This window comes from Pleionea sediminis (assembly GCF_007570825.1).
Classification (GTDB): Bacteria; Pseudomonadota; Gammaproteobacteria; order Enterobacterales; family Kangiellaceae; genus Pleionea; species Pleionea sediminis.
This window is the reverse complement of sequence record NZ_SUNB01000001.1, coordinates 432,611-444,952: the sequence shown is the minus strand read 5'-3', so window position 1 is coordinate 444,952 and position 12,342 is coordinate 432,611. Positions and strand designations below refer to the sequence as shown.

The window sequence follows — 12,342 nt, the reverse complement described above, 5'->3', positions numbered from 1 at the left end:
TGATTTGTTAATGACGTATAGTGTTGAACTACGTTTTTTGTTAGGAATTAGAGCCTACCTTGGCAAAATAAATCCTTTTGAAAGAAACAGATGTTGGTCATGGGAAGATGAGAATTAGAAAGTTGGGAGAAATCCCAGACACGCAATATACGCAAATACCCATAATCCACTCCAAGTGATCCAACGACTTCTTGAACGACTGAACAACCGGGAACGTCCGAGTTTTTGGGATAAAAAAGCGATAATGATTAATCGTATAGTGAGTAACAGAAGTAATGCAGTAATGGTCAATATTGGTGATAAATCAGCGTTTCCTGCGTACAGTGCAATTAAACCAAGTGGAAGCCCACCGAGAACGGACAGTATTAACGTTTCAGCATAGAATGATTGGGGATTGGTTGATAATTCAACGGAATCTCTCAGTTGAATCATTGGAAGCGAATGGGCGGATTGAAGGCTTGAATAATCATTAAAGTGACCTTGAGTGTGCATGAACAAGAGTCCTGCAGCAGTCGCACATATTGCGACGAAAATCGCTCGAAATAAATATCGCTTTTGCTTTACACCGAAGTAAGAAATGACAATATCTGGCCCGAGCATCAGCAAAGTCGATCCAAGAAAGCTCCAGGTTGCTGTTAATTTGTGTGCCGTTCTCATAAGTAAAATCATCGGTAATGAATGGATGCGTCTTAATTTATAGCCTGTATCAATTTTCTCAACCCGTATTGTTATAGTCGCACATTGCGCTTTAAAGAGTATCAATATAGTATACCCAGATAGAAAATCAGGGTGACTTAAGATGATTCGAACAACTGAAATGATTCAAGCTCTCAAGAAGCAATTAAAACAAGCGGGAGTTACTTACGCGCAATTAGCTACTGGGCTTGAAATGAGTGAAGCGAATGTTAAGCGTATGTTTTCTCAGGGAAATATGACCTTGCAAAGGATGGAAAAAATTTGCGATTTACTGCAGTTGGACTTTTTACAATTGGCTCAATTTGCGAATAAGCAACGCTCGCAGGTGACAGAGTTGAAGTTAGAGCAAGAGGAGGAGTTGGTTGCGAATAAAAAACTGTTATTGCTTGCTCAACTATTGTTATCTCGTTGGACCTTGGAAGAAGTGCAAGAAGTCTATGAATTCGAAGAGCATGAGTTGACGCAATTGCTGGCGAAGCTCGATCGTATTCGGTTTATTGAATTGTTGCCGGGGAATCGTGTAAAGCTATTGGTAAGCAGCTTTTTTAAATGGCAACCTAATGGGCCCGTTCAGCGCTTCTTCGAACAAAACATACAAGTAGAATTTTTTCGTTCTCGATTTAACGACGAGACTGAAAAACTCATTTTTATCTCAGGTATGCTCAGCCGAGGATCCAATCGCAAAATTCAAGATAAAATGACTGAAATAGCGTCGGAATTTGAGCGATGTTTGCAAGAGGATATGATTTATCCTGCTAAAGAAAAAGATGGATGCAGTTTAGTCATGGGCATTCGCTCCTGGGAAATTAAAGCGTTTGACGACTTTCGAAGAAAAAATACGCGAAAATAGTTAAAGAATACTAGGATTGTCAGGCGCTCTAACTGAGTGCAAGCCAACAACCAACGGCGATCATCAAGGTTCCTGACAATCGATTGATCAAGACAACTTTACTGCTTTCCTCTAAGAGTTTTCTCAATGCATTGCCACCAGATGCGTAGAGCATCAGAAACAGAAACTCACTCATCAGGATAATGATAACCAGCAAAGTGAGTTGAGGTGCCATCGGGAGTTGTGGATTTATAAATGAGGGTAAAAGCGATATAGTGAACGCCCAACCTTTCGGGTTAGCAATTGCAGTAACAAAACCCTGGATCATGAGTTGCTTTCCTGCAATGATCGAGGTGTCATTATTAATGTTAATGGCCATTTTCCCCCGAGATTGCCACATCTGAATTCCGAGATAAATTAGATAAGCACCCCCGAGATATTTTAAAACCACAAATACTGAAGGGTAATTCAGCATCACACTGGCAACTCCAACAACGGCCAAAACAGAGACTAGTGCAACCCCTATGAGTTCTCCCCACATCATCCATAATGTTCTTTTAATGCCAACGCTCATACCCAAAGTAAGTGCTAACGTCATGCACATTCCCGGAGTTGCGGAAATGACCATAAATGTGGGAATGAAAAGAAGAATTAAAGTTGTATCGATCACTAGACTATCTTACTATTTTTTATGAGCGCAGATTGTAACATGTAATCGTCAGGGTTTTACTTCTGCTTATATTTCGTGAGGTTAGCGAAAATCTATACGAGAGGGAGTCTCAGTTATCTCATATATCTATGAGTGAGCATCTCAAAAGAATGCCTTAATTTACTCGTTCAAATGTTTATGTTCGCTCGTAATTACTTGAATTAACTAGCCTTTGTTCTATGCTAAAAGAGAAATCTTCGGTACTTGCGATGTCATTCGTTAAGCCACTTATGTTCAATTAGGTACTTTAGATTTTCTACGATAGAGAAGGTTTTTCGATTTAGGCTTGGGCGAAAATATTGCTAATGACAAAACGGTATTTCTCATAGTTTTTCGTACCCTGATTATCCTGTAAATTGGAAATCAAACAGGGTTAGCACTAAGTCATCCTCTAATTGGGAAAAATTTGTTAAGTCTCGTTGGGTGTGACTTATCAATGAATTTTAATTTGGTGTAGGTTATTGGTCAGTCGGCTCAGTTTATTAACTCGTTTAGCTTTAGTTACTTTGACCATTGGGGTGCTCATTGGGGCATTGGTCGCCTACAACTTTTACCAAACAACACTTAATGACGAGCTTGATGAAGCTTATGGATCGATAGAACAATTAGTGAAAGCCGTCTCTTCAGCGGCTTCGGCTGCTGCCTTTCTTAACGATGAAGAGCTCGCCAGTGATGTAATTAAAGGATTATTAACTGACTCAACCGTCGATGAAGCTGCGATCGAAAATGACGCAATAATGGTCGGTGCTGAAACCATACAATCAAGAGCGGTTATTGTATTTGATATTGCTCATCCTTTTAATCAAGGTGAGACTGTTGGAAAGCTCAAGGTGTACCCTAACTTTTCAAATATCAGAGCCAACGCCGTTGAAATTGCTTATGCGAATGCTATTAATTTATTGATCTTAACCGTTTCAATGACTGCGTTGGCAATTATCATTTGCTATTTTCTAATTACTCATCCAATGACGAAAACCGGTGAAGCTTTGCACGAGATAGTGCCCGGAACACCAGCCCGTCTTAAGGTGCCTGGATTTCATGAACATAGTGAAATTGGTCAATTAGTATGTGATGTCAATGCACTACTCGATAAAACGGAAAAGCAATTTATGCAAGAGCGATCACTGCGCGATCAAATAGGAGAGTTGGAATCAAAGTTTCAGCTTGTATTTGAAAGTTCCATAGCACCAACGACCTTATTGACAGAAAGTGGCGAGATTGTGCTGCGAAATTTGGCCTATGAAAAGTTAATTGATAGCCTAGATGAAAAGATTCAACAAGACGAAGCTGGCCAAATGTTAAAGCGAATATTCGTAAACGAAGATGAATACCAAGTTGAAATTAGTCGTCAGCTCGATTCTGCAGATGTTGCAACGGGAGAGTTCCAAACTCGAACTGTTGGTGGCGATAGCTTATGGATGCAGGTTGTTGTTACTAAAATTTACTCAGACTATAAACAGCTTTATTATCAAGTTACTCTTCATGACGTTACTCGGCGTCACAACCAGTTAGAGCAATTGAGCAAACAAGCTCATATTGATGCGTTGACTGATCTCTACAACCGCTCAGCTATTGAAAAAGAGATTAACTTTCTTGCTCATAAGGGGACACCATTTGCATTTGTACTTATCGACTTAAACGGTTTTAAACAAGTCAATGATGTCTATGGTCATGACGCAGGTGACGCAGTATTGAAATATGTCGGACAGCTAATGAATAAAGTTATTCGTAAAGATGATTTGGCGGGTCGTTGGGGCGGTGATGAATTTGTTTATGTACTTAAAGACATCAATGAATTTTCTGTAAAACGAGTGTTGCAAAATTTTCGTGAAGCATTGAAAGAGCCTATTCAGTTAGAAAGTCATGATACCGCCGTTGATATTGGTGCAAGCATGGGTGTCTCATTTTACCCTGATACCTGCACCGATTTAGAAACACTGATTCGACGCGCCGATAAAGCGATGTATCAGGCTAAAGCTTTAAAGCATAGCCAACCCGAAAAATATGTTTTTTTTGCGGAGCACGCATAATTTGTTAGTATCATCATATCTTTGTTTTTCATTACTATTTTATTATCAATTTTGAAGTGTGAGCTAGCCTAAATGAAAAGTCATTTCTTTGCCTACATCAGTAAAATCCGCTGGTTACATCGTTGGGGATTAAAACGTAATACTGTTACTGAGAATGTGATGGAGCATAGTTGGGAGGTAGCGACAATTGCTCATACATTGGCCGTAATTAAAAATCGAAAGTTTGGTGGTAAGTTAGATGCTAATGCTATTGCGGTAGCTGCTATGTACCATGATTGTAGCGAAGTCATTACTGGCGATATGCCTTCTCCCATCAAGTATCACTCTAAAGATATAACTCAAGCCTACAAGTCGATAGAACGACAAGCCGAACAAGAGCTTTTAAGTTTACTTCCTGAAGAATTAAAGCCCGACTTTGAATCTGTATTAATAGAAGAAAAGGTATCCGCCGAAAACCACGTTATCATAAAAGCAGCTGATACCATATCTGCCTTTATTAAGTGCCAAATGGAAGTAGCTGCAGGAAATCAGGAATTTGTTAAAGCGGAAGAGCAAATTAAGCAGAGAGTGAAAGCTATCGATTTGCCAGAAGTTAAGTATTTTATCGAAACATTTATCGATAGCTACAATTTAACTCTCGATGAATTGCTTGTGTGAGCTAGGGGGCGTTAAATAGAAAGTTAAGTTTTGAAAAGCTCCTCTTCTATGTTTTTGAATCCTTTAAATTCAAGTGCATTGCCTGAAGGATCTTTAAAAAAGAGAGTCCCCTGTTCTCCGGGTTGATCTTTAAAACGCACATAAGGTTCTATAATAAAATTGTCAATCACCGAGGATAGTTTATCGGCAAGTTTTGTCCAGTCTTCGAGGGTTAGTATAACGCCGAAATGAGGAACCGGAACACCATGACCGTCTACTTGATTAGAGATAGCAGCGACTGTTCCTGTTTTTCCAATATTGGGGTTTAAGTGTGTCACCAGTTGATGGCCGTACATGTTAAAGTCAACCCAGTGCTCAGAACTTCTCCCCATTGCAAACTCTAGTTTATTTCCATAAAAATCTTTCGCCTCAGCTAAGTCTCTAACCTGAATGGCTAAATGGAAAGGGGATAATGTCATAGTTGATTTTTCTTTATACATTCTAAATGCCCTAAATAAGTAATTTTTTTCTGATAGAAGAATTTATCATTTATATCGATAATAATCCGAGTTTATGTGAATGGCTTCAGTCTTGGCTATAACGAATATGTAATAATTTTTCGAGAAAAAGTGGTAATTATACCAATTCCATTGTGGTAAAAAAAATAGACAACTATTCTACGAAAGTTTTCTCAAGGACAGATATTTCTTGTTAAAGCAAAATTAAAACGTTCTAACCACAATTGGAGATAATATGAAAAATACTAAATACATCTCTCTTTGTGCGTTTGTTGGTGTCATTTTTTCTACAAATGTAACGAGTGCTGAAAGAGAACAATTATTAGATAAAACTGAATATCTGAATACACTTTCTAAGTCATCGCCTATTATTTATCATTCACCGGGGCGGCTTTTAGGATTAACGCCTTCGAATAAACTGGAGATAATTAAACAGCATGCAGAGAATGGTTTCACCTATTCTCGGTATCGACAATATTATAAAGGACTTCCTGTTATTAATGAATCCGCTGTCCTCAAGATAAATGATAAAGGTGAAGTGTCCAGCGCTTTTGGTTCAATAATAAGAAAAATCGATACTGATAATCTTAACTTAGAGCCAACCATTTCGAAAAAGAAAGCGCTTCTTTTAGTTAAACAATGGCACTCTGAAAATAATAAGCAGGTGTTTGACTTTATCGATGTTGAAGACATTAAGCAGGGATTAGCGATAGGCTTAGATTCTAGAAATAAAGCTAGATTAGTCTATCAAATTTCTTTTCTAATTCATGGAGATTCTCCCTCAAAGCCTTACTTTGAAATCGACGCTCACAATGGTCAAGTTTTGAAGTATCGAGATTCCTTATTACACTTTGATGCAACAGGGCCTGGAGGTAATGAGCGTATTGGTCGATATGAATATGGAACAGATTATGATTTCCTAAAGGTAAGACAGGAAGGTGCTCTGTGTATTATGGAAAATAATGACGTTCGAACAATTGACTTGGAAGGGAATAGGCAAGGCAATGACGCTTACACTTTTGGCTGCCCTGAAAATAGTCCTCCGCCTATAAATGGCGCCTATTCACCAATTAATGATGCTCACTTTTTCGCGACACAAGTTTACGCGATGTATCGAGACTGGATAGGTGTTGATGTTTTACCCTTTCAAGTAAAAATGAAACTTAACTATGGTCAAAATTTTAAAAATGCATTTTGGTCAGGCGATTCATTCTACATGGGGGACGGTGGTCAAACTCTCTTCAGTTTTGCATCGATGGATTTGGTTGCTCACGAAATGTCTCATGGATTTACCATTCAGCATTCAAATTTAATGTATGAGGGTCAGAGTGGAGGATTAAATGAGAGTTTCTCGGATATGGTTGGTGAAACACTAGAGCATTATATTAATAACTCAAACGATTGGGCGGTTGGTGCTGATTTATTCAAGCAGGCAGGACGAGCTATTCGCTACATGGATGAACCCACTCGAGATGGTCAATCCATTGCTAACGCATCTGATTATACCGATGACATGGATGTTCATTATTCAGCAGGTGTTTTCAATAAGGCTTTTTACTTAATTGCAACCAGTGAATATTGGAACTTAAAGAAAGCGTTTCAAATATTTGCACGAGCAAATATGTACTACTGGACAGAGAGCGTAGATTGGGTAACTGCAGCAGAGGCTGTTCGAATTGCCGCTATGGACTTAGGATATGATACTTGTGTTGTTGATGAAGCCTTTTCTGCGGTCGGAGTCTTTCCCAACAGCCCTCCTGATTATTGTCGAGCTGATTCATTACGCCATGGAGTTCCGGTGAATGGATTGTCTGGTAATGCAGGTGAAGAACTGATTTTTTCAATGTGGGCTCCTTACGATTCGACGCAGGTCTCTTTTGAAATTTATGGAGGCTCGGGCGACGCTGACTTATACGTTAAAGAAAATGAAATACCAACGACTTCTAGTTATGATTGCCGCCCTTACAAAAAAGGTAACAGTGAATTGTGTACTTTGTCACCGACTGGTGGCCAAGTTGGTTTGACTGAACCAGGTTATTATTTTTACGTTGTGGTCAGGGGATATCGTAGTTTCTCAGACGTTAGTTTGGTCGGTAGATTTTCCATAATTCCGGATCAAGTCGATCAGGTGTACTCTGATATTACTCTTGCGCAGAATGAATGGAAGTACTATCGAGTGACTGTTCCAGATGGGTATCAAAATCTATCGATTTCGACTTCTGGTGGAGCAGGCGATGTTGACTTATATGTGTTAAAAGATAGTCAACCTTCAACTAGTAACTTTGACTGTCGACCTTATCGCTGGGGTAATGAGGAATCTTGTGATTTTTCTTCTCCGGAAGGGAGCTGGTATATTGGTCTCAGAGGTTACTCCCCAAGCTCTGGGGTTACTTTAACAATTAAAGGAACTCGCTAAAGAAACAGCTACTGGCAATAAGTTTATAGACTATTGCCAGTAGTATTTAATGGCTTTAAATTTCTTTTATTAAAGTATGACGTGTTATTATGATTTAAATTTTTAATATCAAACCCTTTTCCTATGAACTATTGGTTACTAAAAACAGAACCCGACGAGTTCAGTATTGACGACTTGGAAAAAATAGCACCTCGTTCGGAGCGCTGGAATGGAATTCGAAATTATCAAGCTCGAAATATTATTCGAGATGAAATCAAAATTGATGACCTTGCATTTATTTATCACAGTAGTTGTAAAAATGTCGGGATTGCAGGTATTGCAAAGGTAACTCGATCTGCTTACATCGATGAAGATCAATTCGATAGTAATAGTGCTTATTTTGATATTAAAAGTAATCGAGAAAATCCCAGATGGTATTGTTTCGATGTGGCTTTTATCGAAAATTTTAATTCTATTATAACGCTTAAACAGTTAAAGTCAGACCTTAAACTTTTAGATATGGTACTTATAAAGCAAGGCAGGTTATCGATTCAACCCGTTAAAAAGAAAGAATGGGATCATATAATTACCTACTCGAACTAGAGTGGTTATGATTAAGTTATAGAACAATTTAAATGTATTAAAACCCCTAAATTAACAATGATGTTGGAATTAAAAATTATCGACCGCCTGTTTAATTAGGCTTTATCTACCAATTGCAATAAATCTCATAATATAAAACATAACCTCTTTTATAATGAACCGTCACACATATTCAAACGCAAAGTGTGATGTGCGTTTTCAAGTTTAAAAACTCTGTCGCAAAATTTTAGCTCATATCTCACCATACTTAATAACGCAGGTTTTCTTTGAGGTCTTCACCATTTCGGTGTTGTTTCCATGCGTTAAGAGAGGAGTTATCCATGTTGTCGCTTACTCAAATTGCAAGAATGATTATATTTTTAATTGGCGTTTTGGCACACAGTGTGTCACACGCAACGGATTACCTTTTAGATTCGTCTATATCGAAGATAAAATCTATCGAGGTAAAGGATAAAATGCGGACGGATAATTCTGAAGAAGTTGCAGTAGATTACGAAGGTTTATTAAGTGCGAGTGAAAAGTTTTTGGTAGTAACAGGAGGAGCCCGTGACTCTGCCGTTCTTTTAAAGAACTCAGATACGCCGACAGATGCAAATAGCTTGGAGCCTGATCAATGGCTAAATCCGGGCGAAAGCCTAATTTCATCAAACGATAAATTTCGATTAGAAATGCAGCATGATGGAAACTTAGTGATTTATGATGAGCTGGATAATGCGACTTGGGCTTCGAATACGGATGGCAGTGGTGCTGATTGTTTTATATTTCAAAGTGATGGCAACTTAGTGATGTATGCGAGTGGCAAAGCCGTTTGGTCAAGTCAAACAGATGGTAAAGACTCCAGTATTCTTGTTCTTAATGGTAATGGCTCTTTAGTTTTATACAAGGAAGATGATGTCGTTTGGTCCGCTGGTAACACACCGCCGACCGATACTAGCGATCCTCAGTCCGGTGTACAACATATTGGTTCAACATCTGATTATGATAAAAGAGGGAATATTAATATTGATGTACCAGCTTATGCAGAAGCGGGTGACTTATTATTACTGTTTCTCAGTCGTGATAATGATGTTTTACCAATTCAATTGGACGGTTGGACAGCTGGTGCATCGTGTTTTAAATCTTATAATGAGCAGTACCAATGTCATGCGATTCCCGACTGTATTGATGTAAGGGGAAATTATTGTGCACGTTTCGATCATGGACATGGTCGTGACTTATCGACTGTTGTTTTTTATCGAACGCTAGCTGTGGGTGATGATCGTCGTTATCGTTTTGATTTACATGGTAAAAGAACGGGTATGGCTATTATGTCGGCTTTGCGTGGTGCAAAAAATGACGACCCAATTGGTGATGTAGCCTCGGAATCTAACGATCACAGTCATGATAGTCGTTTTCCATCGGTTAACGGTAATGCTGGCGATATGTTAATGCTTTCTATGGTCTTTGACGACTCAACACATCGAAATGATTTTCGAGCCCCTGACGGAATGGAAAGGTTCCGATGGTTATCTGGTAGAGATGAAGCTGGCTACGTATTCGGAAAAACACTAACGGAAACTGGTGCAACAGGAGAGCTTAAGACGCGAGGAAGAGGAGGTTCAAGATCAAAAGACGCGCTCATTTCATTAGTGATCAAAGCCGGTGCCGATAACAACTCTGATTTAATTTCGATCCAACGGCGTATTTCCAACGGACTTGATGATGTAGAAGAACAGTACGATGGATACATGTATACCAATAGCTCTGATTTAGAGATGGTGTACGATTATGGCGTGCAAAATGTGGGATTAAGATTTACGAATATTGATATACCTAATGGAGCAATTATTGAATCTGCGACAATTCAGTTTGCCACTGATGAAACGAGTTATTGTCGTACTGAGTTAGAAATACATGGTGAAGCGGTTGATAGCGCAAATCAATTCGAGCGTATCTATTATAATCTAACCAGTCGAGTAAAAACCAATGCCTCTGTTGCATGGAATCCTGAACCATGGAGACATAGAGGAGAATCTGGAGCTAAACAAAGAACACCCGATTTAAAAACGATTGTTCAAGAAATTGTTGATCGATCCGGTTGGCAGAGTGGTAACAATCTTGTCTTTATGATTTCTGGGCATGGAGAACGAGGAGCCGAATCTTATGAGGGTTCGAAAAGGCGTGCTCCACTATTGGAAATTGTCTATCGAGAAAAAGCGTTACCCAGAGATGACATTCCTCCAGTCTTAACACTCATTGGCCCTCGATTCGTTAACGTTAATGCCGGAGATACCTATGTTGATCTTGGTGCAACGGCAATTGATAACGTGGACGGTGATATTAGCGATCAAATTCAGGTAAGTGGTAATGTAGATACGTCGACACCTGGTATTTACGCATTAATATTTTCCGTTAGTGACTCTCAGGGGAACGAAGCGGTTCCAGTCAATCGAGTAATTATTGTCATTTAGTTAAAGTTCCCTAATAAAAAGCACATCGATAATTTGATGTGCTTCCAATTTCTAAAAATAAAATAGTTAGAATTTAAAAAATATGGTCTAAATGCTCAATGAATTTTTACAATACGATAAATACAATTTTCTAGAAACTAAAAACCACTTATATGATTATCTCGTCAAGTGTATACTTAAACATTTCCTTCAAATAAGCATCACCCTCTCGTCATAAATCTTTCTTATTAAAAAAGCATACTACTGAGCTTGTTGATTATCTTATGAAATTTCATAGGGATATATAATTAGAGAGGCTGAATATGTCGCAATCTATATTAAGAATTTTGTTCTATCTGTTTTTATCACTTATTTTAATCACTCCTTTTGATAGTTTAGAAGCTCATCCTGGATATTATGGTACTGCTTTTCATGCGCACTCACTTGAAGAAGCTTTTAACACAGCAGAGCAAGAAAAAAAGCTTGTCTTTGTTTATGTGGGAGAAAATGAACGAGGGTGGCGACATTTTCGATGGCCGACAGATGAAAATTCCAGCCTTATAGATTTGCTGGTCAGGGAGTCCGTCATTGTCGAGAAAAATATCAATAAAGACGCAGAGTATTTAGCAAGTTTCGGAATTAGAAAAAAAGGACTTTATCTAATGAGTGAAAATCGAAAGCTTCTTGAGGCGATACCTTATGATGCTGTTGCGTCGAAAGTCGAGCATATTCTGACTCAGTTTGTTACTTCGAAAGAAGGCTTTACTCGAATAGAACAAGCCATGGCATCGGGAAGTAATCCATTCTTTAATAGAGAGAGAAAAGCAGCGGCTCTGGCGTTAGCTGGAAATTTAGACGAGTCAATTTCATTATATGATCAATGCTTGGAAGAGGCTGTTAACGAAGACTCGCTGGCAGCGAAGAGCCGACGACCGCACGTGATCGGTGCTCTATTAAATTTATCCAAAAAATCAGATAAAGCAGTTACCGTATTGCGTAAAAATCGTGACCTGGCATCCAATGCGCTGGCAAAGAATACTGGTAATTCCAAACTAAGTTCGGATATTGCTCGTATCGACTTTGCGCTTGATAGCGAAGAGAACGCTTATGAATTGTTTAAGTCATTGCCCAAAGGCAGCCGTGCAAAACACGGCATGTTCGATTATGTCAGTGGAATGCTCATGAAAAGAGGACAATACAAGGAGTTATTGGAACTTATTGAGCCCATTAAGGCGATTGAAGGTGAAATCACTCTTTATCATCGGAATAAAGTAATGGCACCTGCTTCCGCTGAGAAAGGAATTAAGCGAGGTTCCAGAAACTTTGTCATTGATCGAGCATTAATGGTGATAGAAGCACTTGCTGGTACTGGTCGAACAAAGGAGAGTCAACAAGCAAAGAAAATACTCCTCGACTTTGATAGTTCGAAAGAGACACTTAGTCGATTGAGTGATTCACTTGGTCGAGTGAGTCAACGGACCATTAAGAATAAATAAG

10 protein-coding genes are annotated in these 12,342 nt (G+C 38.8%); 7 read left to right on the top strand and 3 right to left on the bottom strand.

Annotated elements, in window-relative coordinates; all coding sequences use genetic code 11:
* Positions 1 to 114: 114 nt before the first annotated feature.
* The gene (locus FAX86_RS01670) at positions 115 to 762 is read right to left on the bottom strand and encodes a hypothetical protein (RefSeq protein WP_205859082.1); all 648 of its coding nucleotides are present in this window, start codon (positions 760 to 762) and stop codon (positions 115 to 117) included.
* 37 nt (positions 763 to 799) lie between these two features.
* On the opposite strand from FAX86_RS01670, the gene FAX86_RS01665 reads away from it, so the two are divergent.
* Positions 800 to 1,546 carry a helix-turn-helix domain-containing protein gene (locus tag FAX86_RS01665; RefSeq protein WP_144391595.1) on the top strand — a complete coding sequence of 249 codons (747 nt, stop codon included), beginning with the start codon at positions 800 to 802 and terminating at the stop codon, positions 1,544 to 1,546.
* Between the two features lie 28 nt (positions 1,547 to 1,574).
* On the opposite strand, the gene FAX86_RS01660 is transcribed toward FAX86_RS01665, so the two are convergent.
* The gene (locus tag FAX86_RS01660) at positions 1,575 to 2,153 is read right to left on the bottom strand and encodes a LysE family transporter (RefSeq protein WP_144393167.1); all 579 of its coding nucleotides are present in this window, start codon (positions 2,151 to 2,153) and stop codon (positions 1,575 to 1,577) included.
* 542 nt (positions 2,154 to 2,695) lie between these two features.
* Here FAX86_RS01660 and FAX86_RS01655 point away from each other — a divergent pair.
* Both FAX86_RS01655 and yfbR read left to right on the top strand, forming a co-directional pair.
* Positions 2,696 to 4,264, top strand: coding sequence for a sensor domain-containing diguanylate cyclase (locus tag FAX86_RS01655; RefSeq protein WP_144391594.1), 1,569 nt, complete (start codon positions 2,696 to 2,698; stop codon positions 4,262 to 4,264).
* Between the two features lie 72 nt (positions 4,265 to 4,336).
* Complete coding sequence (gene yfbR, locus FAX86_RS01650) at positions 4,337 to 4,921, top strand: 5'-deoxynucleotidase (protein WP_144391593.1); 585 nt, start codon at positions 4,337 to 4,339, stop codon at positions 4,919 to 4,921.
* A 23-nt stretch (positions 4,922 to 4,944) separates the two neighbouring features.
* Here the strand turns inward: yfbR and FAX86_RS01645 are convergent, their stop codons facing one another.
* A complete protein-coding gene (locus tag FAX86_RS01645; protein ID WP_144393166.1) occupies positions 4,945 to 5,379 on the bottom strand; it encodes a VOC family protein in 435 nt (144 codons plus the stop codon).
* A gap of 274 nt (positions 5,380 to 5,653) precedes the next feature.
* Here FAX86_RS01645 and FAX86_RS01640 point away from each other — a divergent pair, with 274 nt between their 5' ends.
* The 4 genes from FAX86_RS01640 to FAX86_RS01625 all read left to right on the top strand — a co-directional run bounded on the left by FAX86_RS01640 (position 5,654) and on the right by FAX86_RS01625 (position 12,341).
* Positions 5,654 to 7,834, top strand: a complete 2,181-nt coding sequence (locus tag FAX86_RS01640; RefSeq protein WP_144391592.1) for a M4 family metallopeptidase — start codon at positions 5,654 to 5,656, stop codon at positions 7,832 to 7,834.
* Between the two features lie 123 nt (positions 7,835 to 7,957).
* The gene (locus tag FAX86_RS01635; protein WP_144391591.1) at positions 7,958 to 8,416 is read left to right on the top strand and encodes an EVE domain-containing protein; all 459 of its coding nucleotides are present in this window, start codon (positions 7,958 to 7,960) and stop codon (positions 8,414 to 8,416) included.
* 320 nt (positions 8,417 to 8,736) lie between these two features.
* The gene (locus FAX86_RS01630) at positions 8,737 to 10,866 is read left to right on the top strand and encodes an immunoglobulin-like domain-containing protein (protein ID WP_144391590.1); all 2,130 of its coding nucleotides are present in this window, start codon (positions 8,737 to 8,739) and stop codon (positions 10,864 to 10,866) included.
* 302 nt (positions 10,867 to 11,168) lie between these two features.
* Positions 11,169 to 12,341 (top strand): hypothetical protein, encoded by a 1,173-nt coding sequence (locus FAX86_RS01625; protein WP_144391589.1) that lies wholly within the window; start codon positions 11,169 to 11,171, stop codon positions 12,339 to 12,341.
* Position 12,342 lies beyond the last annotated feature (1 nt).